This is a genomic window from Streptococcus sp. 5004, from assembly GCF_013276755.1.
In the GTDB taxonomy this organism is placed as follows: domain Bacteria; phylum Bacillota; class Bacilli; order Lactobacillales; family Streptococcaceae; genus Streptococcus.
In genome coordinates this window covers 113,225-137,940 of the sequence record NZ_VMLP01000008.1, presented here as the reverse complement: position 1 = coordinate 137,940, position 24,716 = coordinate 113,225, and the positions used below count along the sequence as shown (strand labels likewise).

The 24,716-nt window shown below is 37.9% G+C and carries 27 protein-coding genes and 1 tRNA gene; 17 read left to right on the top strand and 11 right to left on the bottom strand.

The window, feature by feature from the left end:
- Positions 1-30 precede the first annotated feature (30 nt).
- The 3 genes from HT685_RS03675 to HT685_RS03665 all read right to left on the bottom strand — a co-directional run bounded on the left by HT685_RS03675 (position 31) and on the right by HT685_RS03665 (position 5,040).
- Positions 31-1,176, bottom strand: coding sequence for a low temperature requirement protein A (locus tag HT685_RS03675; RefSeq protein WP_173225582.1), 1,146 nt, complete (start codon positions 1,174-1,176; stop codon positions 31-33).
- A 504-nt stretch (positions 1,177-1,680) separates the two neighbouring features.
- On the bottom strand, positions 1,681-2,304 hold the full coding sequence (locus tag HT685_RS03670; protein ID WP_153193056.1) for a hypothetical protein: 624 nt from the start codon (positions 2,302-2,304) through the stop codon (positions 1,681-1,683).
- An 84-nt stretch (positions 2,305-2,388) separates the two neighbouring features.
- A complete protein-coding gene (locus HT685_RS03665) occupies positions 2,389-5,040 on the bottom strand; it encodes an SEC10/PgrA surface exclusion domain-containing protein (protein ID WP_173278951.1) in 2,652 nt (883 codons plus the stop codon).
- A gap of 168 nt (positions 5,041-5,208) precedes the next feature.
- Here HT685_RS03665 and HT685_RS03660 point away from each other — a divergent pair, with 168 nt between their 5' ends.
- Positions 5,209-5,547 (top strand): helix-turn-helix transcriptional regulator, encoded by a 339-nt coding sequence (locus tag HT685_RS03660; RefSeq protein WP_061417958.1) that lies wholly within the window; start codon positions 5,209-5,211, stop codon positions 5,545-5,547.
- Between the two features lie 34 nt (positions 5,548-5,581).
- Here HT685_RS03660 and HT685_RS03655 read toward each other — a convergent pair whose 3' ends face one another.
- Positions 5,582-6,166, bottom strand: coding sequence for a hypothetical protein (locus HT685_RS03655; RefSeq protein WP_153193058.1), 585 nt, complete (start codon positions 6,164-6,166; stop codon positions 5,582-5,584).
- A gap of 184 nt (positions 6,167-6,350) precedes the next feature.
- Between HT685_RS03655 and HT685_RS03650 the strand changes: the two genes are divergently transcribed.
- From HT685_RS03650 to HT685_RS03625, 6 genes are all read left to right on the top strand, one after another.
- Entirely contained in the window at positions 6,351-6,710 is a 360-nt protein-coding gene (locus tag HT685_RS03650; protein ID WP_102211522.1) for a hypothetical protein, read from the top strand.
- Positions 6,711-6,713: 3 nt separating this feature from the next.
- Complete coding sequence (locus HT685_RS03645) at positions 6,714-7,886, top strand: cell division protein FtsK (protein WP_153193059.1); 1,173 nt, start codon at positions 6,714-6,716, stop codon at positions 7,884-7,886.
- The gene (locus HT685_RS03640; RefSeq protein WP_153193061.1) at positions 7,883-8,467 is read left to right on the top strand and encodes a hypothetical protein; all 585 of its coding nucleotides are present in this window, start codon (positions 7,883-7,885) and stop codon (positions 8,465-8,467) included. The genes HT685_RS03645 and HT685_RS03640 overlap by 4 nt, the downstream gene beginning before the upstream one ends.
- Before the next feature lie 232 nt (positions 8,468-8,699).
- Entirely contained in the window at positions 8,700-10,028 is a 1,329-nt protein-coding gene (locus HT685_RS03635) for a Rep family protein (protein WP_153193063.1), read from the top strand.
- A gap of 63 nt (positions 10,029-10,091) precedes the next feature.
- The gene (locus HT685_RS03630) at positions 10,092-10,430 is read left to right on the top strand and encodes a DUF771 domain-containing protein (protein ID WP_153193064.1); all 339 of its coding nucleotides are present in this window, start codon (positions 10,092-10,094) and stop codon (positions 10,428-10,430) included.
- Positions 10,431-10,481: 51 nt separating this feature from the next.
- Positions 10,482-11,624, top strand: coding sequence for a site-specific integrase (locus tag HT685_RS03625; protein ID WP_153193065.1), 1,143 nt, complete (start codon positions 10,482-10,484; stop codon positions 11,622-11,624).
- Between the two features lie 70 nt (positions 11,625-11,694).
- On the opposite strand, the gene HT685_RS03620 is transcribed toward HT685_RS03625, so the two are convergent.
- Together HT685_RS03620 and HT685_RS03615 are read right to left on the bottom strand one after the other, a co-directional pair.
- A tRNA-Lys gene (locus tag HT685_RS03620) sits at positions 11,695-11,767 on the bottom strand.
- Between the two features lie 263 nt (positions 11,768-12,030).
- The gene (locus tag HT685_RS03615) at positions 12,031-13,302 is read right to left on the bottom strand and encodes a replication-associated recombination protein A (protein WP_173225588.1); all 1,272 of its coding nucleotides are present in this window, start codon (positions 13,300-13,302) and stop codon (positions 12,031-12,033) included.
- A gap of 114 nt (positions 13,303-13,416) precedes the next feature.
- Between HT685_RS03615 and HT685_RS03610 the strand changes: the two genes are divergently transcribed.
- The 7 genes from HT685_RS03610 (at position 13,417) to pepF (ending at position 19,513) form a co-directional block, all read left to right on the top strand.
- Complete coding sequence (locus HT685_RS03610; protein WP_173225591.1) at positions 13,417-13,887, top strand: DUF3013 family protein; 471 nt, start codon at positions 13,417-13,419, stop codon at positions 13,885-13,887.
- An 18-nt stretch (positions 13,888-13,905) separates the two neighbouring features.
- A complete protein-coding gene (locus tag HT685_RS03605) occupies positions 13,906-14,973 on the top strand; it encodes a M50 family metallopeptidase (protein WP_173225594.1) in 1,068 nt (355 codons plus the stop codon).
- Position 14,974: 1 nt separating this feature from the next.
- Entirely contained in the window at positions 14,975-15,403 is a 429-nt protein-coding gene (locus HT685_RS03600; RefSeq protein ID WP_173225597.1) for an NUDIX hydrolase, read from the top strand.
- Complete coding sequence (locus HT685_RS03595) at positions 15,400-15,873, top strand: GNAT family N-acetyltransferase (RefSeq protein ID WP_173225600.1); 474 nt, start codon at positions 15,400-15,402, stop codon at positions 15,871-15,873. Before HT685_RS03600 ends, HT685_RS03595 begins: the two co-directional genes overlap by 4 nt.
- A 137-nt stretch (positions 15,874-16,010) precedes the next feature.
- Complete coding sequence (gene prmA, locus HT685_RS03590) at positions 16,011-16,961, top strand: 50S ribosomal protein L11 methyltransferase (protein ID WP_173225603.1); 951 nt, start codon at positions 16,011-16,013, stop codon at positions 16,959-16,961.
- 1 nt (position 16,962) lies between these two features.
- Positions 16,963-17,706: a 16S rRNA (uracil(1498)-N(3))-methyltransferase gene (locus HT685_RS03585; protein WP_173225606.1), complete on the top strand. Its 744-nt coding sequence runs from the start codon at positions 16,963-16,965 to the stop codon at positions 17,704-17,706.
- Between the two features lie 10 nt (positions 17,707-17,716).
- Positions 17,717-19,513, top strand: a complete 1,797-nt coding sequence (gene pepF, locus HT685_RS03580; protein ID WP_173251529.1) for an oligoendopeptidase F — start codon at positions 17,717-17,719, stop codon at positions 19,511-19,513.
- Positions 19,514-19,681: 168 nt separating this feature from the next.
- Here the strand turns inward: pepF and HT685_RS03575 are convergent, their stop codons facing one another.
- A complete protein-coding gene (locus HT685_RS03575) occupies positions 19,682-20,071 on the bottom strand; it encodes a nuclear transport factor 2 family protein (protein WP_000106197.1) in 390 nt (129 codons plus the stop codon).
- Positions 20,072-20,221: 150 nt separating this feature from the next.
- Here HT685_RS03575 and HT685_RS03570 point away from each other — a divergent pair, with 150 nt between their 5' ends.
- From HT685_RS03570 to HT685_RS03560, 3 genes are all read left to right on the top strand, one after another.
- Positions 20,222-20,554: a helix-turn-helix domain-containing protein gene (locus HT685_RS03570; RefSeq protein WP_000182730.1), complete on the top strand. Its 333-nt coding sequence runs from the start codon at positions 20,222-20,224 to the stop codon at positions 20,552-20,554.
- An 11-nt stretch (positions 20,555-20,565) separates the two neighbouring features.
- Positions 20,566-21,357, top strand: coding sequence for a DUF2785 domain-containing protein (locus HT685_RS03565; protein ID WP_173251551.1), 792 nt, complete (start codon positions 20,566-20,568; stop codon positions 21,355-21,357).
- Between the two features lie 111 nt (positions 21,358-21,468).
- A complete protein-coding gene (locus tag HT685_RS03560; RefSeq protein WP_173225613.1) occupies positions 21,469-22,137 on the top strand; it encodes an MIP/aquaporin family protein in 669 nt (222 codons plus the stop codon).
- 171 nt (positions 22,138-22,308) lie between these two features.
- On the opposite strand, the gene queF is transcribed toward HT685_RS03560, so the two are convergent.
- The 4 genes from queF to queC are packed head-to-tail and all read right to left on the bottom strand — an operon-like array spanning position 22,309 to position 24,623.
- Positions 22,309-22,800 carry a preQ(1) synthase gene (queF, locus tag HT685_RS03555; protein ID WP_000082587.1) on the bottom strand — a complete coding sequence of 164 codons (492 nt, stop codon included), beginning with the start codon at positions 22,798-22,800 and terminating at the stop codon, positions 22,309-22,311.
- A gap of 17 nt (positions 22,801-22,817) precedes the next feature.
- Positions 22,818-23,534, bottom strand: a complete 717-nt coding sequence (queE, locus tag HT685_RS03550; RefSeq protein WP_173225615.1) for a 7-carboxy-7-deazaguanine synthase QueE — start codon at positions 23,532-23,534, stop codon at positions 22,818-22,820.
- Positions 23,527-23,970, bottom strand: a complete 444-nt coding sequence (queD, locus tag HT685_RS03545; RefSeq protein WP_173225618.1) for a 6-carboxytetrahydropterin synthase QueD — start codon at positions 23,968-23,970, stop codon at positions 23,527-23,529. The genes queE and queD overlap by 8 nt, the downstream gene beginning before the upstream one ends.
- Positions 23,970-24,623 carry a 7-cyano-7-deazaguanine synthase QueC gene (gene queC / locus HT685_RS03540; RefSeq protein ID WP_173225621.1) on the bottom strand — a complete coding sequence of 218 codons (654 nt, stop codon included), beginning with the start codon at positions 24,621-24,623 and terminating at the stop codon, positions 23,970-23,972. The genes queD and queC overlap by 1 nt, the downstream gene beginning before the upstream one ends.
- Positions 24,624-24,716 lie beyond the last annotated feature (93 nt).

Here is a 24,716-nt window from a genome sequence, read left to right as displayed (position 1 = left end):
TTCCCAAAGCTTTTTTATGTTATAAACTCATTAAAATAACTCCCAGTTAGATTTGGAATATTTTTTATTCTGTGTCATATAAAAATAAATAAAATGAATGGCTATAGCTAGAGCTAAAATGGTTGTTATACTCACTACTATTATAGGATTAGAAGCAAAGATTAAAGAGAGAATCAAGGCAGCCAGATAGAGTGTCGCTTGGACACAGTAGTAACTTTTCGAATAGCGAAGATAGTGTTTGTTATAGGGCCCATTTACTAGGACAGCAGCTTGAAAGAGGCCAAATCCGATATAAGAGAAGCTGGTTGCAAAGAGACGATTAGCTTCAGGATTCTGAAGAAAACTCATCGATACAGTCATCATCATAAGTCCAATGAAAATAGGATAGTGACTGTAAATTAGAAATAGTCCCTTTTGATTAGATTTTTCATCAATAGCATGGTCGAATTGACCAAAATAAAACAAGAACAGAGAAATCATAATAATGAGATAAAGAACCGAATAAATCGAGAAATTCTCGATTGTAAAGAAGTTAGCTAGATTCGTAATCATCTCTCCAAACGTAATAATGACAAGAAGGGAGATGCGCTCGATTAAATGGGGAAGATTTACCTGGTAATGCTTATCTTTATTAAGCAAGATACTTGGCATAATAAAGATAAACAGAATACTAGCAAAGAAGATATAGACTCTAACGTAAATAGGAAGAAGAGTTGCTAGATAGACTCCTAAACTTCCTAGACCTGTTATCCATAGAAAACCTTTGATACTTTCCCGTTCAACATCATCGGTTGATTTTCTAAAAAATTCAACCAAATATTGAAAAAATAAGGTAAGGGTTAATGTACCAATAGCCCAACAGAGATAATGAAAATATTGTTGCCAATCAGGTCCAATCATATTGGCTATAAAGAGTAAAAGTCCCATTTTGATAAACATGATTACCATGTTAAATAAAGAGTTCTTTCCATAGCGATTGGTATAATCGGTTTGAATCATCCAGGAATCGATGAGAACCAAAATAGCAATGAAAAAATCAAGGAAAGAATTCCAAGTCAAAATACCGTTATGAAGATGGTCGATTAAAGTAGTTACTTTTGAAATTGCAAAAACAAAAACTAAGTCATAAAAAAGTTCTGAAAATTCTACACGTTTATGTTTAATAAGAGTTGTCATCTTAAGACCTTTCTATTTTAGAAGTACAATTTACTATAACAGAAAATGGCAATAAAAGAAAAGGAGGTGCTTAAATAACTTCATATGGCGCAGTTCAGAAGGGGCGTTTTTTCTATCGTTTTTTAGTTCTAAGACTACACAAAAAAGCCTTGATTCCAAGGCTTTTCCTGTTGTATATAGATGCCCCCTACATGTAAATTAGCGTTAAAATAAGTTAAAATAAATAAGTAAAAAGCGATTAAATCAAGATATTATCACACGCTAGTTAGTATTGAAATTAAGGAAATTGACCAGTGGTTGACCAAATAAATTTTTAGTTTTTCCTGTAATTCCTAAGTTTAAAAAATCAATAATCACGATTTTTTATACATGGTTCGATACCGTGTTCGGCGCAATTGGTATAGTCCGATATGCATTCTCAAAAATGGTTTAAATAGCGTAGTCTTTTAAACTAGTTTTGTGAATCCAAAAAATCTTCCTACAAACGTAAGAAGATTTTTTTAATTATTCTATAATTGTATAATCTCCACTATCTAACAAGTCTATTACTTTTTGAACAAATTGAGTTGAAAGTAAATCTACTATATCAGCTCCATGAGTTTGAAAATTCTCATCTATTTCTTTGATTTCCAATTGAGTATTTTTTTCTACCCTTTCTTCTGTAATTGGGGTATGAAAACTATATTCACCGATTTCATAATATAAGAAATATAAATATTTTTTCTCACCTAAGCTATAATCAAAAAATTCAACTTCCTTATTTCTATCGTAGTCATAGTAACTATTTTCCCAAACAATATCATTTCTTTTTTCATTATATAGTTTTTCATAATTTTTTTGATAACTATAGACTCGTTGTCTTTTCTCACCTGCATACTGTTTATGAATTAATTTTGGACTGAAGTTTAATAATAAATCTTCTTTCATACTATAGTATTTTTCTTTCTGTTCTTTTGCATTTTCAATATTATTTTCTTTGTATCTATAGAATCCAGCTTGCTTATAATCTTCTATTTTATCTCGATAGTTTTTTGCTCTTTTATTAACAGAATATATACATTCTGCAATAATTTTATTTGTTATTTCTTTATTCTTAATTAAATCATTATATATCTTAGGAGTTCTCATTTTTTAATCCTCACATTATTTCTTTCTTTTAATATATTTTAACAAAAATCTTCCTATTTATGATAAGAAGATTTTTTTATTATTCTAATTTTTTCTACGTACTGTTACAAGTCCAAATGTTCCAAGAATTGCACCGAGTACCAACATTGCAACACTCGATGACTCACCTGTGTCTGGCAATGATTTTGCACGTTCTACTCGTGAATATGTCACTTTTTCATCTGCACCTGCTTTAACAGCTGGAGCTGAATATGTTTGTTGTTTATCTTTTGTTTGTTCTTTATCTTTCGCAACAACATCTTCTTTAGCATCCAAAGCAACATCTTTACCTGATTGTGAAGCTGGTTTTGTTTTATCAACATTTTTTTCAGTATTTTCTGTAGGCAAAGTATTAGAATTTGAGTCTACAGCAACAACAGTTCCATCTGGTAGAGTTGCAACTACATTATCTTTAGTTTTGTTTTCTAAGTCTAGCAACTTATCAAACTCTTCTTGGATTTCAGCTAATTTAGTTTGTTCAGCTTGCAATTTGACTGTAACTGCGTCTAATTTATCTTGTGCCAATTTTGCAGCAGATTTTGCTTGAGTTAGTTTTGTTTCCAAATCAGCTACTTTTGCTTGCGCATCTGCAAGATTCTTATCTGCGTTTAGATAAGCACTCAATTCATTTGCAATTGCTTTTGCATCTGACACCAATTTATCTTTTTCTTCATGTAGTTTTGCTTGTTCATCTTGAAGTGCAGTCAACTTGTTTTCTTCTGCTTGCAATTTTGCTTGTGCATTTGTAAGAGCAGTTTCAGCATCTTTTTGAGCAGTTTTGGCTGTAGCAAGTTCATCTTTAGCTTTTTCAAGAGCAGTTTCTTTTTCTGCTTGGCTTCTTGAGAAATTTTCAACAGCTTTTTCAGCAGTTGCTTTACGTTCTTGTGCATTTTTCAAAGCAAGATTTGCCAATTGCAAGTTCTTTTCAGCAACTTCTGTTTGAAGTGGACTATTTGATTTGCTTGCCAATTCTTTTTCAGCTTCTGTTTTAGCGTCAAGTGCAGAAGCATATTTACGTGAAGCTGCTGCTAATTCTGCTTTAGCGTTTGCAAGAGCAGTTTGAGCTTGGCTGTTTTGTTTTTGTGCCTCAGCTAGTTTTGCTTCGAGTTGGGCAAGGTCTTGGTTGAGGTTGATTTTGTGTTTACCATCACTACCAAATGAGTTTACAAACCAACGTTTACCATTGATGTTAGCAACGGTCATTGCAACACCACCACCGTTTAGGTTGTTAGCGGCGTGTCCCCAATGTGATTGATCATCAAGAAATGAATAGCTCTTGAAAGCACGTAATGCTGCATTTTTCAAATCTTGCATTGTGGAAATATCGTCACTAGCATAGATGAATGCCATATTTTCACTACCAACATTATCTTTAATGTGACCAGCAACAGCAGGGTCAGTTCCACGAGCTTCATATGCTTTAGCTTTTTGTTTACTATGCTCAAGAGTATCTTGTGCAGCATAAGCTCGGTATTTTTCTGAATATCCCATTTTTTCTTGTAAAGCATTTACCAATTTAGCATAAAAATCACTAATTTCAGCAATTTCTTTATCTGTTAAATTGTCAATGTTGATGTTGCGTTTATCATCATTCTTATTGAAGTCAACTGTGAGAGCTTTGTGCATTTTTGCTCCCATTGTCAACATTAGTTCGTCTGCTTTACCATCGTTTTTATAACGATTACGTACATAATAGCTTTTAGCATCTGAGAATGTGATATCGTTCTTATCAAGACCATAGTAAGCTTTTTCTTCATCTGTCAAATGGTGAACTGGATTTCCCATATGAATGACAGCTTCACCAGAGCGAGCTTTTTCCGCATCCAAAGCAGTTTGAGCTTCTTTTTCTTTAGACGCTGTAGCATCTGCTTTTTCTTGGATAGAATCAACTTTATTTTGGTCGGCGTCCATCATTTCTTTAGCTAGTTTCAAGGCATCATTTTTGACATTCACATTGTTTGTAGCTTGTTTGATGGCATCTGCTCGGTCGCTATCTGCTTTCTTAGCAGTTTCGACAGCTGTTGTTGCGCTTGAGATATTTGCATTGGCTTGTTCAATATCTTTTTCAGCTTGGGCAAGTGAGGCTTTAGCTTCGCCAAGTCCTGAACCATTTAGCGCGTCTTCAGCGGATTTTACATTCGCTTCTTTAGCGGTTACTGTTTTATCTGCTTCAGCTTTCTTACTTGTTGCGCTTGCAACGTTAGCAGTTTCAGTTGCTACAGTTTCAGTTTGCGCTTTAATCGCTTCAGTAGACGCTTCAGTTGCTTTTTGATTGGCTTCTTGAGCTTTTACATTTGCGTCTTGTTTTGCTTTTGTAGCAGTGATATTTTCTTCTGTAGCATTTGCTTTAACAGCTTCTGCTGACTTCAAGTCCTCTTTAGCGCTTGTCAAAGCAGTTTCAGTAGTTGTGACAGCTTGATTAGCAGAAGTAGCTTCAGCTTTTGTTGTTTCACTTTCAGCTTCAACTTGTTTAACAGTAGACGCTTGAGCATCAAGAGCAGGCTTGACATCAGAAGATTTCTTCACTTCTGGTTTTGTATTGGCTACAGGTTTTGAAACAAGAGCAGGTTCATTGACAGCAGTTGCAGTAGTTGCATCAACTGGCGCTGAAACAGTTGCTTCCTGAGCAAATGCAGGCACACCAACAGACGCAAGCGCAATAGCTGTTGAAGTTGTGAGGGTTTTCAGTTTCTTCATCATTTTCTCCTTTGATGGCTGATAAAATGAGCTAATTTTTATAGTTTTACTACACTATTTTATCATTATATAGTGTAATATTCAACACTTATATACTATACAAGTGTAATTTGTACTACTTATTATTTATAATGTTTTTCTTTAAAATAATAGTGAAGGTAAACAATTATGAATCAAAACAACTTACAAACTTTTATTGCAAAAAGAATTAGATATTTACGATTAACAAAAGGGCTAAGCCAAGAAAAACTTTCCGAATTAGCCGGCTTAGGCTCGAAACATATCCACAACATAGAAAATGAAAAATATAATTTTCAAATACAAACACTGAATAAAATACTTATAGCTCTTGAAGTAGATGAAAAAACATTTTTTAATTTCGGTTTTCCAGAAAAGAGTAAAGAAATTGAAAATATTATCAATCAACTTGAACAAATACCAGAACCACAAAAAACAGATATAATTGATGCAGTAGCAACCCTATTAAACAACATAAATAACCGCTAAGATTCACACATCCTAGCGGTTATTTTTTATTCATTTATTTTCTTTCCTTATAATATGCAGATTTATTGTGAGACGAATAACGTTCCTTCGCCCTGTAATATTCAAAACTAGATTCTCTATCATCATTAGCATCAACAATTGTTAAAAAATCACTGTCTTTTTGCCATTGTTCAATATCAATAGAAGTAAAAAATTTTTCAAATAAAGCTGTTAGCATGACATCTCGAATCTCTTCTTTTGAAATAGAACCAGCCCATGACCTAAAAACAGCTCTTTCATGCATATCCTTTAGCTCATCTTCTGTTGCTTCTTCAAAATAGTTTTCACTATCTATGTTGCTTTTATAATCTTTGAACTTATCAAAATCAAATCCGCTCTTCTTAACTAAATATCGTTCACACCGTTTCTCTAATCTATCAAGAATTTCATAATTGAATACCTTTGTTCTGTTTCGACCAAAAGTTTTAGAATTAGCTTTATCCCACTGTCCCATAGCTTCCAATTCTGTAACAAATTTTCTACGTAAACTTTTTTTAATATTTTTTGTTTCCTCAATTTGATACTTTTGTATCATGTCATCAATAAATTCAGATAATCTTTTTAGTTTTAAATTAGTCATTTTTTATTCCTTAACACTTTCTAATGTATATCGTACACATAAATTATATATCGTAAATATTGATTTGTCAAATTTAAAATACACATTTTATAGATTTTCGAAAAAATTATTGCTAGAATAGACTCATAAAGTTACTGCTCTCGTAGCAAAACTTTAAAATACTTTTTAACAAAGGGGGCCAATTATGGCATTTTTTAAACGCACAAATGGCTACAGTGCTAGCCTAGCAGAACAAGCTCTTTCAGATGAAGTTGTAAAATTGGTTGGTAAACAACTTGAGATTCAATATGAATTTGAAAAATCGGGCGAAATTGTCAACGGTAAAGAAAAAATGAAACGTACAGATAACATTCAAGGCTATCAAGTTTACGTTGCAAGTGATAATCACAATCCTTTTAAGGTCAAGTTTTTACCAGAAAATAAGCCAAATTTATCAAAATTCGAAATCGGAGATATTGTTGAATTTGAAGATTTAGAAGCTTTTGAAAACCAGTACGGACAACTTTATTTCAGGGCAAAAGATATTAAGAAGAAAGGAAAATAATGCATGGCTTTTTTAATGAATAAAAGCCAAAATCAGAAAGTGTCAGAAGCGGTTGTTTCTGACACTACTGAATTTGGTAAAAACAAATTCGAATTAGAACAATTTATTTTGAGAAATTTGAATAACGCTCTCAATATTAATGATGAATCATCTTATTTAAATTCATTTGATATTAAGGTTGCAAGCAATGATTCCGGCGTTTTTTACGTCCCAAATCTCCCTGTAAGTTATTCTTTAAGCAAAAAACTATACTTTGATATTTTTGCAATTTGCGCTGGCATACTCTACCCATTCAAGACTCTCTTACCACAGAATAATGCTTTTTTTGTTCCTTATGATACAAAAAATGAAAATCAAGCACGTGCATTTTTCTTTCCTTGGGTTGATGGGATTCCAACTCGGTTAAAGATTGATAATCTTTCATCTTTTATTAAAAAGAACGTGTCAGAAAATACTCTCCCAATTATGGCTAACAATATTTGTAATATCCCAATGAAAGCGGTGACAAGTTTGGCGGTGAGTGGAGCATCTGGTACAGGAAAGACTCATTTCTTACGTTATTTGATTAGTTGTCTAAAATCTTTCACAAATCAAATTATTTGCGTCGACCCTAAAATCGCTGATGTTTACTTACTAAGTAAGGAATTAGGTTTAGAAGTATTAGCACCAACACATGGTTCAAACTTAAACAGTTTTATTACAGAGGTCAATGAATTGTTGGGTCGAATCATTAATAAGATATATGAACGGCAAAAAATATTATTAACAAATCCAAAAACTCAGTTTGAACGCATTTATATTGTTATTGATGAACTGTTGGCACTTGTTCAGGGGAGCTCTAAGCAGTCTCGTGAATCATTTGGGCAATTACTTGGGACGATTGCTCTTCTCGGCCGTCAGACCTCCATCTCACTCATTTTATGTAGCCAACGCTTTGATGCAACTGCATTTGGCGGTAATACAGCAGTACGTGAACAAATTAACTGTATCTTTATTTTAGGTGAGATAAATGCGAATACTTGTCAGTTTTTATTGCCCAACATCAATGTTGATAATATTGTAGTCCCACCTGGTATTGGTACAGGTATAGTCAAGTTTACAGATAGTGAACATCGAACGCATATTATGCCACTTCTAACCCCCTCTTATAACATCAGGAAGGAAGAAATCACATGACGAAATACTTTAATAAATACAATGTAGTTAATTTTACAATTTTTGTTTCTATTATATTTTTTATTTTAGAGCGTTTGGCTACATTTATCATTTTTCAAATACATATAGAAACATTTTTTTATTTTATTGTTTTTATATCAGTACTACGTTTAATTTCGAGTGTATCATTTATATTATTACTATTTATAATTAATATCGATTTTGCATTTAGAAATGCTGAATTTGATTATTTCAGAAATAGCATTAAGTCATATGTTGCGACGTGGCAAATGAGACGATTTTGTAGGCAGATAAATGTAGAGCCAACTTTGGAAGAATCTTCTCGCTACAGCAATTCAAAACAGGAAATTATCAGAAAAGCAAACCGTTCTCTATTGACATTAACTGTTGTTTACTATGAACAAAAAGCTGTTGCAACATGGACTTTTCCAGCGAATTGTGAAAGTTATAATATTATGGAAGAATTATTAGCACAGGCTAAAAGAGAATTAAATCAGTTAGATAGTAGATATTTATTTAATGATTTTATTAGATTAGAAAATAGTAGAACATTCAGCTCAACAGCATTTAGAAAAAAATAAAGGTGCGGTGTACTGCTACTGAAGGTAAGCAAGTACACCAGCACCATAAATTTAAAACAATTCACGTCTAATGAATAAGATTTTTATGTTGTGATGTGTCAAGAAAATATGATGTTTGTTTGGATGTGGATGCACGTTTTTCTCCGTCAGTGCATCCACATTCAAACCATATCACAACAACTCAAAATCAACACACACTCTCTATTTTGTGTCAAAATCAGGAAGGATTTTTATGAAGATTAATCAAAATGATAGAAAAAGAAAATTTTTTGGTCAAATTTCATTTGAATATGAACATAATGCAAATTTAAAATTAACTGAAAAAGATTTTCGTGAATCCGTTGTTCAACGTATTAAAGACTATTGTAAAAATGAAGATGATAGGTATCATATTATTTTTCATGATAAAGATTTAAAAGATGACGGAAGTTCAAAACCATTGCATGCCCATTTTTATATTGATTTCAAACATGCTCATACTTATTCATCTGTTTATAAAAGCTTATCAATTTCAAGAGAACAAAATTTAGAGTTTGTTCGTAGTTCGATAAAAGCATGTCGATATTTAACACATAGAAATGAACGTAATATGGAAGAACACAAATTCCCCTATGAGGTCAAAGAAGTCATTTCATCAGAAAATACAAACTATATCGATGATATCATGGGAAAAATCAAAAATCATAGCAAAGAAAAATCTGACAATGGTCTAGAAATAGACGATTATTGTTTAGAATTAAGCTATCTAATCTCAGAAGAAGGCTTACTTACAACTGAAGCAAAACAACAATTATTTGAGCAATTCACTCAACGGATAGCACAAAAAGCGTGGAATTCAAATAAAAGACAATTTGAGGAAAACAGACAAGAATTTATTCATAAGGAGTTTATTCGTATGAGTAAGGGCGAACGAAATCATACAGGTATTTATATTCAAGCTGAAGGAGGAACAGGAAAATCATATTTAGCACGCTTACTTGCAGAAGAACGTGATAGATTAGGAGCACATACCCCATCAATAAATAAAAAGCGTTTCGATTTAGGTTCTGGCTACAAAGGGGAAAAAACAATTGTAATCAATGAACTAGATGCAAGTTGTGGCATGACTTTTCGAGAGTTATTTCAGATACTAGAACCAGATTCAGCTACACAGTTAAGTTCACGGTTTAAAGATGCGTATATCATCAATGATTTAACAATTATCACAAATTCAGATAGTTATTGGGATTGGTGTGATTCGTGGTTTGGAAAGAAAAATAAAGAATATCATCAGCTAATGCGAAGAATTAGATTTGTAATTAAAATGATTCACGATGAAAAGAATAAGGTTATCAAAATTGAATTATGGAATTACACAGCAAAACGTGATTTAAAAGAAAAAGCAAAACAAGCATTTGAAAAATTACAGACGTATTCACTAAACAGTGTAGAAAATGAAGAAGAATTTCGAAAAATCGCTTCGGATATATTAGGAAGAATTAAGAAAGTAAAAAATATTGACAGCAAAAGAAAAGTTATCACTACAGACTCAACCGACCAAAGCGAGTGCAGTGATAACTAAAACTAGTGGAAATAATAAATACTATTTCTGCTTCTATTGTATCATAGAATAAGGAAAAATTATATGACAGATAAAATTTTAATCAAAATAGACAATTTAGAAGTACAGTTGCCTGCCTCTCATATCATAGTAGAAAAAGATGAATACCTCAACTTAAAAAACAAGGCTTCTCAGGGGAAGTATATGAGCTTATCCGAGGTTTTAGAGATGGTTTCAGTCTCTCGACCTTGGCTATTGGAACATGTTCTTTATCAACCTGCTATTCGCTCAAAAATCGATATTGATAAAAACAAAGATGGGTTTGTGAAATATCCAGACAGTCAGGGTGGACGGTACTATTTCTTAGCTAGTAAAACGAAACAATTTTTTGAAGAAAACTTTGCAGAAATCTTTAGTTTATGATACGATAATCAAGATAATATCTTGGTTATCGTCTTTTAGAAAGAGGTAATCATGTCAGTTTCATTCAGAAAACGAGGAAAAAAGAATTTATGGGATTATAGAATTTTTGATAAAAATAAAAAGGTGGTTGCTTCAAATTCAGGCTTTAAGACAAAAAGAGAAGCTGAAATTGAAGCGTTAGCTCTTGAGTTAAAATTGCTTAATGGTGCAATAATTGATAAAAATATTACATTCTATGCTCTATGGGAAAAGTGGCTAGAATTAACAGTTAAACCAATTGGAAAAGCGGAATCTACTTTCAATAAGCATCTAATACGTGGTAAATTCATTCAAGCATATTTCAAAGACAAACCAGCCTTAAAAATTAAAGCAAGCGAATATCAAGAATTTATTAATAAGTACGCTGAAACTAATAGCAGAGACAATGTTAGTAGAATGAATGCGGAAATTAGAAATGTGATTGTATTTGCGAAAAGAGATAAGCTTAATATCGAAGATTTTACTGAAGGAGTTATACTCTCAGGACGACCTCCACAAAAGCGAAGAGATGAAAAATATATTCATAGCTTTGAAGACTATCAAAAGTTAGTAACATATTTAGAAAGCAATCTTGATTTAACAACTTCAATCGTTCCACATTTACTATTAATTCAACTAAAAACGGGATTACGTGCAGGGGAAGTTGCAGGTCTCACATGGGATTGTGTATTGTGGGAAAGTTCAGAAATAAAAACATATCGCAGATATGATACTATAAAAAAACGTTGGACAAAACCCAAAACGGAAGATTCAGTTCGAACAGTTCCAATAGATGAAGATACATTAACAATTTTAAAGAAAATAAAACAAGAGCAATCTGTATTCATTGAAAATGAGATGATTACGAATAATGAAAATATGATTTTTATTGATTTGAATTATAATGTTGTAACAAATGCAGGAGTGAACAAGCATTTAAAACAAATTTTAAAGACCTTAAAAATTCATCCTCAAACTATGACAAGTACAGGTCTGAGACACACGTATTGTTCAACAATGTTAGCAATGGGTGTTGATATTTGGGCAGTTTCAAAATTAATGGGTCATAGAGATATTAAACAAATAACTGAAACTTATGGACATCTTATAAAAGAAAAAGCAGATATTGAAAATAACAAAGTTCGTGCTGTTTTGACGAGTTTAGTTAAAAAATAGAATTATTGACCAAAAGTTGACCAAATCAAAAAGAAACGTTGATTTAACAACGTTTCTAAACTATATACTATGCCCCCTACAGGGATCGAACCTGTGACCCACGGATTAAGAGTCCGCTGCTCTGCCAGCTGAGCTAAGGAGGCAAAGAAAAAGCTGTATTGGTGCCGAAACTTCACGGTTTGTATTGAACCCGCGCAATTAAGCAGGTGGGCAACTCGCTCTAACTGAAGCTGTTTCCGTGTGAGACGGCCTACATGCTGTTAGAAGACTTTTGTTTCCCTAATAATACAAAAAATAGTCGGTCAACACTTAAGTGTGAAGTCGTACACCACAGCGTTTCTATGTTTATATGATACCACTTTTTCAAAAAAAATCAAGAGGAAAGTGCAATTTTTTGAAAAGGATTTCAGATTTTTCGCAAACGGTCGATGGCTTCCTTTCTTTGAGCCAAAGCCCGTTCATATTTACCAGTGTCTTCTGCTTGGAAATAGTGATGATTACGGATTTTTTCTGGCAGATAGTCTTGTTTAATCCAATTTCCAGGATAGTTGTGTGGATAGAGGTAGTCTTGGGCATTCCCCAGTTCCTTGCTTCCACTGTAGTGCCCATCACGCAGGTGTCGCGGAATAGGCAAGTGCCCTGATGTTTTGAGGTCAGCAAGTGCCTTATCCATAGCTACATAGGCTGAGTTGGATTTTGGAGAAAGGGCCAAATCAATGACGACATTGGCAATGAGAATGCGGGCTTCTGGGAACCCAATCTTCTGGGCAGCATCCAGAGCAGTCACGGTATGAATCTGGGCCTCAGGATTGGCTAAGCCGATATCTTCATAGGCGATAACGGTCAAGCGACGAGCGAGACTTGGCAAATCACCAGCCTCAATCAAGCGGGCAGCATAGTGAAGACTGGCATCAACATCTGAGCCACGGATAGACTTTTGCAGGGCTGAGAGAACATCGTAGTGGCCATCTCCATCCTTGTCCATGGTAATGTAGCTCCGCTGCAAGCTATTTTCCATGATGTCTAGGGTGATGTGGCGGATGCCCTCGTCATTCTCAGGGGTAGAGAGAACTGCCAAGTCCAGTGAGTTAAAGGCAGAGCGAAGGTCTCCGTTTGTAGAGGTTGCGATGAAATCCAGCGCATCCTCATCTAGTTCTACTGGAAAATCAAAACCACGCTCAGGGTTACTTAGAGCTATCTGCAGGGCCTCTTTGACGTCTTGGTTAGACAGAGGTTCCAGTTCAAAAATTTGAACGCGACTGCGAATGGCAGGAGTGACAGAGAAGAAAGGATTTTCAGTCGTAGCGCCAATCATGATGACCAGTCCACTTTCCAAGAGAGGCAAGAGGAAGTCTTGCTTGGTTTTATCTAGTCTATGAATTTCGTCAAGGAGTAGTACAAGTCCCCCTGAGAATTTAGCTTCTTCCGCGATTTCTTGAAGTCGTTTTTTACTATCAACTGTCGCATTGAAAGTTCGAAAGGCATACTTAGTAGTCCCAGCGATGGCTGAGGCAATACTGGTCTTGCCGATTCCTGGAGGTCCATATAGAATCATGGAGGACAGGCGGTTGGCTTCCACCATACGGCGGATGATTTTTCCAGGTCCGACCAGATGTTCCTGACCGATGACCTGGTCGATGGTTTTAGGGCGCATGCGAAGCGCGAGATTGTCTGGCATAGCAGTCCTTTCTAACGTGGATTTTCTGATGTATATGTGGTAAGATGGTAGTATCTATTTTAGCATATTTCCGAGCAATCGGGGCGATTAAGAGTCGCATAGGAAGAGGACAAAATGGCAACATATGGATTTTTAGATGTTTTAGAGGAAGAGTTGGAGAAGAATTTTCCCTTTGACTTTGAGATTAGTTGGGACAAGCGCAATCACGCGGTTGAAGTGAGTTTTCTATTGGAAGCGCAAAATGCTGCAGGTGTGGAGATGGTGGATGAGGATGGAGAGGTTTCATCAGATGACATTCTCTTTGAAGAAGCAGTGCTTTTTTACAATCCTGCCAAATCAACAGTCAATGAGGAAGACTATTTGACTGTCATTCCTTATCTGCCTAAAAAGGGATTTTCTCGTGAGTTTTTAGCTTATTTTACCCTTTTCCTTAAAGATACTGCCGAGGTTGGACTAGATGCCCTCATGGACTTTTTGGAAGACCCAGAAGCAGAAGAATTCGTCATGGAATGGAACCAAGAAGTCTTTGAAGAAGGAAAAGTAGGTTTGGAAGAGGGAGAGTTTTATCCTTATCCGAGATACTAGGAGTTGGTTGGAGATTTTATGAAGAAAATTGGGATTTATTTGGTTTATGTGCTAGCTGTTGTCTTTATTATGCTGGCTTGTGCTTGTGGAACAATCGCATTTGCAGAGCTGGGGTATTCCGCAGTTTTAGTCTTTACTTTTGGTTATGCCTTCGCTCTTCTAAGCATGTATTTAATCTTGATTCTTCATGAGCTGGGACATGCTTTTTGTGGCTACTTGACAGGCTATCGGCTGGTGGCTTTTGGATTAGGACATTTTATTTTGACCAAAAAGTCAGGTAGGTTTCATCTTAGTAGAACAGCCATTCTGAAAAATGTTGGTGCTCAATACATTGGTTTAAAAGAGGATGAAAGCGATCAAAGAATCATCTTGATGCTTTCAGGAGGATTGATAGTTCATCTTTGCTTGATATTATTGGCGATAGTGTTTGGATTTTTAACAAGAAACTGGTATTTTGCAGGGACTTGGATTTTTCTTAATCTGTCTTTCTTCCTAAATAACATTTTACCAGTCGGCATCACCGATGGCGCAAAAATTTGGGAATTGCTACAACACCCTGAAAATACGAAATACGCCTACCTGATGTTGAGGCATTCTGCCCAGACCTTGCTAGCTCCTCAAGAATATGATTTAAAAGACTTTATCATGTCTGTTGATGAGGAGGCGAGAGGGAGTTTTGCAGAAAGTGTTCAGACTCTTCAGGGGTTGGTATTCATATTGGATGATAATATAGAGCTTGCAAAGCAAGAGTTTCAGTCTGTGTTAGAGAAAACAGATAATCCAATGTCTAAAACTAGTTCTCAATTATACCTTCTTCAAGTTGCTCTGATGGAAGGAGATAATAAGAAAGCGGAAGAATATGCAAGTATTCGAGGGGTCAAATCCTTTTTATCTCTAAAAACAGCAGATATGCAGGTCATTCAAGCTTGGTATCAATTTAAGGTAAGGAAAGATGTAGTTCAAACTCACAAGGCTATGAAGATTGCTAGACAGAAAATGAATAGCAGTCGGATGTTACGGGATGAGAAAAGCTATTATCAAAACTGGTTAGCCGAGCTGGAAAAGGAATTAACCGAAGGAGTCTAATATGGAAATAGAGATTTCTGATTTTACAGGCTGTAAGATTGCTTTGTTTTGTGGGGATAGGCTCTTGACTATCTTACGCGATGATAAGACAAGCATTCCCTGGCCCAATATGTGGGAACTGCCAGGTGGTGGACGCGAAGGTGATGAAAGTCCTTTTGAGTGCGTGGCGCGTGAAGTTTATGAAGAACTGGGAATTCATCTGACTGAGGATTGTCTACTATGGAGTAAGGTTTATCCAAGTATGCTTTTTGCGGATAAACAATCTGTATTTCTAGTCGGCAAGTTAACGCAAGAACAGTTTGACCAGATTGTATTTGGAGATGAAGGACAGGGCTATCAGTTAATGAATGTCGAGGAATTTCTTAGTTCCAGTCAAGTTGTACCTCAGTTGCAGGATAGAGTGAGGGATTATTTGGAGGAAAGTTTATGATAAGACTTGAACGAGCAGGAGCAGAGAATTTGGAGACCATCATTGCGATTCAAAGAGCTAGCTTTAAGGCGGTTTATGAGAAATACCAAGATGAGTATGATCCTTATCTGGAGGACCGTGAACGAATTAAGTGGAAACTAGTCGAGCGTCCCAATAGCTATTACTACTTTGTGAAAGAAAAGGGAGAAAATATCGGATTTTTACGAATTCAGACCAATGAAGAGTTAACGAATGCTTGGTTGGGAACAGCGGCAATTTTGCCCCAGTATCAAGGAAAAGGTTATGGTTCTGAAGGATTGGAATTGCTGGAAAAGGAATTTCCAACCGTTAGACAGTGGGATTTGTGTACGGTATTACAGGATGAAGGTATGGTTGCTTTCTATGAGAAGAACGGCTACCATCAAACCCATATTGAACCTGAAAAAGAAGGCATGGATATGGTATACATGAAAAAATGCATAGAGAAATAGAAAGGATAGTTCAGTTACATTTCTAAACTGAACCCGCCCTAAACACTGTGCCAAAAAGATAAACTTCTCTTAGACACAAGCGTCTTCAGAGAATTTTCTATTTTGGCTTTGTGTTTTACGGGCTTGGTATCTTAATAATGGAAACATGGCAAGAGTTAAAAGTTACAGTGAAGCGTGAGGGGGAGGAACTAGTCTCTAACCTCCTGATTGAGCTGGGAGCGCAAGGCGTTGCGATTGAAGACAGCATGGACTATGTGGGAAATGTTGACCGCTTCGGCGAGATTTTCCCAGAGGTTGAGCAACAGGAGGAAATCGTAGTGACAGCCTACTACCCTGAAACGGTAGATGTGGAAGTGGTTGAGGCAGACTTGCAGGCTCGCTTAGCAGAATTGGCAGATTTTATGGATTTGGGTGAGGTCAAGATGGGGACAACTGCTTTGGCTGAGGAAGATTGGGCAGACAACTGGAAGAAATACTATGAGCCAGCTCGTATCACTCATGATTTGACTATCGTGCCGTCTTGGACAGACTATGAGGCGACTGCTGGGGAAAAGATTATCAAGCTGGATCCTGGTATGGCTTTTGGTACGGGTACCCATCCAACCACTAAGATGAGCCTCTTTGCCTTGGAGCAGGTTCTTCGTGGTGGGGAAACAGTGTTAGATGTGGGGACTGGATCAGGTGTCCTTTCTATTGCCAGCTCGCTGCTTGGTGCTAAGGAAATTTTCGCCTACGACCTAGATGATGTGGCAGTTCGTGTGGCTCAGGAAAATATTGAGCTCAACCCTGGCATGGAAAATATCCATGTAGCTGCAGGTGATTTGCTTAAGGGTGTTGAGATTGAGGCAGATGTGATTGTAGCTAATATCTTGGCGGATATCCTCATTCATCTGACAGATGATGCCTATCGTTTGGTTAAGGACGAAGGCTACCTCATCATGAGTGGAATTATTAAGGACAAGTGGGATATGGTGCGCGAGTCGGCTGAGTCAGCTGGATTTTTCCTTGAAACTCACATGGTTCAAGGGGAATGGAATGCCTGTGTCTTTAAGAAAACCAAGGATATTTCCGGTGTGATTGGAGGCTAGCATGCAACAGTATTTTGTCAAAGGCAGTGCTATCTCTCCTGTCACTATTGAGGACAAGGAAACCAGCAAGCACATGTTTCAGGTTATGCGCTTGAAAGAAGATGATGAGGTTACCTTGGTCTTTGAGGATGGCATCAAGCGCTTGGCACGTGTGCTTGATGTGGAAGCTCGTCAGTTTGAATTGGTAGAAGAACTAGATGACAATGTGGAACTGCCAGTCCAAGTGACCATTGCATCCGGCTTTCCCAAGGGGGACAAGCTAGAGTTCATCACTCAAAAAGTAACCGAACTGGGTGCTAGCCAGATTTGGGCCTTCCCTGCTGATTGGTCGGTCGCCAAATGGGATGGCAAGAAATTGGGTAAAAAGGTTGAAAAACTAGAAAAAATCGCCCTTGGAGCAGCAGAGCAAAGTAAGCGTAATATCGTTCCAAGTATCCAGCTTTTTGAGAAAAAAGCAGATTTTCTAGCCCAACTTGACCAGTTTGACTCTATCGTAGTGGCTTATGAAGAGTCGGCTAAAGAAGGAGAAGCTGCTGCGCTTTTACAAGCAGTTACTGGATTCGATAAGGGAGCCAAATTGCTCTTTATCTTTGGTCCAGAAGGTGGTCTCTCACCTGCAGAAATCGAAAGTTTTGAAGCTAAGGGAGCGGTTCTTGCAGGACTTGGCCCTCGTATCTTGCGAGCAGAAACAGCACCACTTTACGCCTTATCAGCCCTTAGTGTTTTATTAGAATTAGAGAAATAAGAGGAAGAAAATGGAACAAAAACACCGTTCAGAATTTCCAGAAAAGGAACTTTGGGACTTAACTGCCCTATACCAAGACCGTGAGGATTTCTTGCGTGCAATCGAGAAGGCTCGTGAAGACATCAACCAATTTAGCCGTGATTACAAGGGTAATCTTCATACTTTTGAGGATTTTGAAAAAGCCTTTGCGGAATTGGAACAAATCTACATTCAGATGAGCCATATTGGCAACTATGGCTTTATGCCGCAGACGACAGACTATAGCAATGACGAATTTGCCAATATTGCTCAAGCTGGGATGGAATTCGAAACAGATGCCAGTGTAGCCTTGACCTTCTTTGACGATGCCTTGGTGGAAGCTGATGAGGAAGTCTTGGACCGTTTGGGTGAATTACCTCATTTGACGGCAGCTATTCGTCAGGCAAAAATCAAAAAAGCCCACTATCTAGGGGCTGATGTGGAGAAAGCCTTGACCAATCTCGGTGAAGTTTTCTACAGTCCGCAGGATATCTATACGAAAATGCGAGCTGGAGATTTTGAAATGGCTGACTTTGAAGCTCATGGTAAGACTTATAAAAACAGCTTTGTGACCTATGAGAATTTCTACCAAAACCATGAGGATGCTGAGGTTCGTGAGAAATCTTTCCGTTCCTTCTCAGAAGGTCTTCGTAAGCACCAAAATACGGCTGCTACAGCCTATCTAGCTCAAGTCAAGTCTGAAAAAATCTTGGCTGATATGAAGGGCTACGACTCAGTCTTTGATTATCTTCTAGCTGAGCAGGAAGTGGATCGTGCCATGTTTGACCGCCAGATTGACCTCATTATGCAGGAATTTGCGCCAGTCGCTCAGAGATACCTCAAGCATGTTGCCAAGGTCAATGGTCTTGAAAAGATGAGCTTTGCAGACTGGAAATTGGACTTGGACAGCGCCCTGAATCCTGAAGTGACTATTGACGATGCCTATGATTTGGTCATGAAGTCAGTAGAACCTTTGGGGCAAGAATATTGTCAGGAAGTTGCTCGCTATCAAGAAGAGCGCTGGGTGGACTTTGCTGCTAACAGTGGCAAGGATTCCGGTGGTTATGCGGCGGACCCATATCGCGTACACCCTTATGTACTCATGAGCTGGACAGGCCGTTTGAGCGATGTTTATACCTTGATTCATGAAATCGGGCATTCTGGTCAATTCATCTTTTCAGACAATCACCAAAGCTATTTCAACGCTCACATGTCTACCTACTATGTTGAAGCGCCGTCAACTTTCAATGAATTGCTCCTCAGTGACTACTTGGAGCACCAGTCTGACGACCCACGTCAAAAACGCTTCGCTCTGGCTCATCGCTTGACAGACACCTACTTCCATAATTTCATCACCCACCTCTTGGAAGCATCCTTCCAGCGTAAGGTTTATACATTGATTGAAGAAGGGGAAACCTTTGGGGCAAGCAAACTTAACAGCATTATGAAGGAAGTTTTGACGGATTTCTGGGGAGATGCCATTGAAATCGATGATGATGCAACTCTGACTTGGATGCGCCAAGCTCACTACTACATGGGCTTGTATAGTTACACTTACTCTGCTGGTCTTGTCATCTCGACAGCTGGTTACCTTCATCTTAAAAACTCAGAAACTGGAGCTGAAGACTGGCTCAATCTCCTCAAATCAGGTGGTAGCAAGACACCACTGGAGTCAGCCATGATTATCGGTGCGGATATTTCAACAGACAAACCACTTCGTGATACCATCCAATTCTTGTCTGATACGGTTGATCAGATTATCGCCTACAGTGCCCAGTTGGGAGAGTAAATTAAAAGAGTCTGGGACAAAAGTTTAACCTTAAATATAAAAAGCGAACAAAACGAGTTATCTGACACTCAGAATTCTGTCTTGTTCGCTTTTTTTCTAATCTATCGATTTTAAAAATTTAGAATAAAGAATACCTAAAATCAAAATTTTTTGTACTGGCCTCTTAAATTATCCCCAAAAGCTATCTTCTTCAGCTTGATCTGAAGAGAAGAGCCAAACTTCTTTGATTTTTCCGTCTTCAATACGGAAGAGGTCAATCCCGTTCATATTGAGTTCAGTACCATCAGCACGTGTTCCAAGAAAAGTAACATTGGCTGCGATTAAATCCTTATTGTCAGAAACCCAATTTGTTATCACCTTAAAGGTTCCATTAGTTTTCTCAGCAAATGTAGCCAGGTGAGTTCCTAGCTTGTCCTTACCAACAACTGTACCAGATATACTATGAGTACCAGGTTGATGCCAGATAATATCGTCTGCCATCGTTTCAAAGACACCAGGAAAGTCACCAGCAATTAAAGCTTGGTTATAAGCATTGAAAATTTCTAAGTTTGTTGACATATCTATTCTCCATTTCTTTTTTATGATATAATTGTAACAGTTACAAACAAAAAAACAAGTAGACACTTTTTCGATAGCTAGTATCAAAAGTAGTACTTTTATTGATACTAAAAGATAAATTTTTTTTAAAAAATAGAAAGAAGATATTTTATGACAAATAAAGTGAGTGAGTATGGTATTTGTCCATTTGCGACAACGCAGAGGGTTTTAACGGGGAAATGGGCACTGGTAATCATTTATCAGTTGAGTACGGGTACCAAACGATTTAAAGAATTGCAGAGATTATTGCCTGGGATTACTCAAACTATTTTGACCCGTCATCTCCGTCAATTAGAAAAGGATAAGATTGTTCAACGAAAGGTCTATGCCGAAGTTCCACCACGAGTTGAGTACAGCTTAACCGAAATGGGGCAGGAATTCAGAGTTGTTTTAGATGCTGTCGAGAAATGGGGTCTAGATTATATCAAGTTGCTAGAAATGTAGAGGTATTGACCATGTATCAAGAGTTACTTAGAAAAATAGCAGAAGAAAAACCGAGCTATCGTCAAGAAGAACTCCAGTGGTTGCTTGATCACTTAGGGGATCCCAATCCAGAGATTCGTGATGAATTGGTTTTTACTAGTTTGGCTAGAGGGATTCAGGAAGAGCTATTTACACAGGAACAATTTCATTTCATTGCTGAGGCGGTTTTATCTGATGGAGGACTAGACAAAGAGATTGATAAGACAGGAACTTCAACGCTTGAACGTTCTTTTAGGGCACTTATTTATGCAAATCTCTTGTCTGCGGATGCCAACCCGCAATCAATTTTCTATCAGGGATTAAAAGCAGAAATTCGTAATGTTCTTTTAAATCAAGGCTTGCACTATCTTTCAAAAGAACAGGATACAACAGGTTTTTCAAGTCAGTATGGTTGGGTTCACGCTTTTGCACATGGATCCGATTTACTGACAGAGGTGGTTTGTCATCCAGACTTTCCTAAAAACAGAGTTCATGAAGTATTTGACATACTTAACCAACTATTTAAAAGAATTTCGATTCGTTTTACAGATGATGAGGATTGGCGTTTAGCGAGAGTGATCTATGAACCTATTTTACAAGGGAAGTTGGAGCAAGAGCAAGTAACCTCTTGGATAAAAACTGTTGATTTTTCGATAGAAGAAAGGGAAGATTTTTATAAATTTTCCAACTTCAGATCCTGTTTGTTGGAAGTCTATGTCCAACTTGATCAGAGAAATAGTTTACAAGATGACTTGAAACAAGCAATCCAGTCTTTTCAATACTAGAAATTAGCGAATAGTTCTATGATTTTCAAGAAAATTTCCAAACAATTTTCTTGAAACCCTTTCCTACTTTTGATAGACTAGTATCTAGTTTTTGAAAAAAGGAGAAAGAAAATGAAAAAATTTGTCGCTGAGTTAATCGGTACTTTCATGCTTGTGTTCGTCGGGACAGGAGCTGTTGTTTTTGGAAATGGTCTTGATGGCCTAGGTCACCTTGGAATCGCCTTTGCCTTTGGTTTAGCCATCGTGGTTGCAGCCTACTCAATCGGAACTATTTCAGGTGCTCACTTGAACCCAGCGGTTTCGATTGCTATGTTTATTAACAAACGTTTGTCATCTTCAGAGCTTGTAAACTATATCCTTGGACAAGTAGTTGGAGCTTTCTTAGCATCTGCTTCTGTCTTCTTCCTCTTGGCAAATTCAGGTATGTCAACTGCTAGTCTTGGTGAAAATGCCTTGGCAAACGGTGTCACTGTCTTTGGTGGTTTCTTGTTTGAAGTCATCGCAACTTTCTTGTTTGTCTTGGTTATCATGACCGTGACTTCAGAAAGCAAGGGAAATGGTGCGATTGCTGGTTTGGTAATTGGTTTGTCCTTGATGGCGATGATTCTTGTGGGGTTGAACATTACTGGACTTTCAGTAAACCCAGCTCGTAGCTTGGCACCAGCTGTCTTGGTAGGTGGCGCAGCCCTTCAACAAGTTTGGATTTTCATCCTTGCCCCAATCGTTGGTGGAGTTCTTGCAGCCCTTGTTGCTAAAAACTTCCTTGGAACAGAAGAATAATTGAAACTCAAAAAGCCTTGCTCCTCATCTTGAGGAACAGGGCTTTTTCGTATGATAATCTTCGAAAATCTCTTCAAACCACGTCAGATTCATTTACAACCTCAAAGCAGTGCTTTGAGCAAGCTGCGGCTAGCTTCCTAGTTTGCTTTTTGATTTTCATTGAGTATGAGTTTAACGGTTGTCAATCTTCTCTGGGTAGAGGTCGTGTTGGAAGAGGCGTTGTTCTGCCAAGCCTTCATATTTAGTTCCTGGCTTACCGTAGTTGTAGTAGGGATCAATTGAGATGCCACCGCGAGGAGTGAATTTTCCCCAGACTTCTAAATAGCGAGGGTCTAGCAAGTTGACCAAGTCTTTCCCGATGGTGTTAATGCAGTTTTCGTGAAAATCCCCGTGATTTCGATAACTAAAGAGGTAGAGTTTGAGGGATTTTGACTCAACACAGAGCTTGTCAGGGATGTAGGAAATATAGATAGTTGCAAAGTCTGGCTGAGCGGTAATAGGGCAAAGTGAGGTAAATTCAGGACAGTTGAATTTAATAAAATAGTCATTCTCCACATGACGATTGTCAAAGGATTCGAGAACTTCTGGTTGATACTCGAAAATGTAGTTGGTTTCTTTGTTGCCTAGTAGGCTTAGATTTTTCATTTCTTCTTGTTGTGACATGATTTTTTCTTTCTAATTTAAACACCACGTTGATTATCGTAGAGGAGGGTATGCAGTTGAGGAAGGACGCGGACATTGCCCCAGCTGTCGTCGGTAGCGACACGTTCCCAGAGTTCTTTGAGGCGGTCCAGTTGGTCTTGGACAATATTACCAGTAGCCTTGGGCTCAGGATTTCCTGCCGATAAGAAGAGGACATCTGGTTGGTAGCGTTCTTGAATCCCTTTGGCAAAGTCTAAATCTGCATCATCAAAGACAGGAATTTTAAAGGCAACCTTATCTGGATCCAGTTGGGAAACGATAAAGTCCAAGGTCTCAAAGTTGACTTCCATCTTGGATGAAGGAGGTTTGGGACTCAGAGTGACTTGGTCGATGTCTTTTAACCAATTTTGCCAGCGAGAGCCTTGGGTCTCAACGGCAAGAGTGACACCACGTTCCTTGAGCTTGGTGACCAGTTCAGCCATGTTGGCTGCTAGGATAGCAGGATTTCCCCCAGATAGGGTGACGTAGTCGTAGCTTCCCAATTTATCCAATGCAGCAATGACCTCGTCAGCTGTCATGCGAGTTGGCTTTTCAGAGCCATCCCAAGTAAAGGCAGAATCGCACCAATCGCAGTGGTAGTCGCAACCAGCAGTGCGGACAAACATGGTTTTCTGCCCGATAGCACGGCCTTCGCCTTGAAAGGTTGGGCCAAAAATTTCCAAAACTGGTAGTTTGAGGACACGTTCCCTAGTCATCTAACCACTCCCGTCTAAACTCCGCAAAGGAAGTCGGAGTCTCATAGAGGCGAACGTATTCCAAACGGAGACTGCGCTCGTCTGGCAACTCTTGGTTCATGGTTTGGAAAATCCAGTAAACCATATTTTCAGCAGTTGTGTTCATATAGGGAAGAGTTTCATTGAGATAGCGATGATCCAAGTGGGGCTCTAAGTAGTTCTTGTAGATCGCTTTGATATCTCCAAAATCGTAGGTCATGCCACGTTCATCTAAAAATCCACTGACAGCAATCTGCAAATGATAGGTGTGGCCATGCAGGGACTTACATTTTCCCTCATAGTGAAAGAGGTGGTGGGCAGCATCGAAGGTAAACTCTTTTGATACCAAGGTTCTGTGAGGATTGTAGACCAGAGACTCCCCAGTTTCCTGTTTGATTTCTTTGGGTGCAAAAAACATTAGTCCTCTCCTTTCTGTGAGAGATAAACATCTAGGCCATGTTGACGTAGGTGGCAGGCTGGGCAATCTCCACAGCCACTTCCAATAATCCCCTTGTAGCAGGTCAAAGTCTTTTCACGAACATAGTCAAAGGCACCGAGTTGGTCAGCTAACTCCCAAGTTTCAGCCTTGTCTAGCCACATGAGAGGTGTTTGGATAACAAAGTCGTAATCCATGGCAAGGTTGAGGGTAACATTGAGGGATTTGACAAAGACATCTCGACAATCAGGGTAGCCTGAAAAATCTGTCTCGCAGACACCTGTCACGATGTCTGTAATTCCACGTTGCTTGGCAAGGACTGCCGCAAAGGATAGAAAGAGGTGGTTTCGACCGTCAACGAAGGTATTGGGAACTTCTCCCTCTTTTTGCTCAATCTCCATATCAGAGGTCAGCGCATTTTCAGTGATTTGCCCCAGCAGAGACATATCTAGGATGTGATGACGAATCCCCTGTTCCTTGGCGATTTCTCTAGCAACTTGAATTTCGAGATGATGACGTTGGCCGTAGGCAAAGGTAACGGCTTCGACTGTTTCATAGTGTTCTTTAGCCCAAAAGAGGCAGGTTGTAGAATCTTGACCGCCACTAAAGACGACCAAGGCTGATTGACGTTTCATAGTACTCCTTCCAAAATGGGAAATGTTCAGAGCACGCAAAAAGCTCCCATGAGGGAGCTAAAAAATACCAAGTCAAGGTTTTTTTTAGCGATG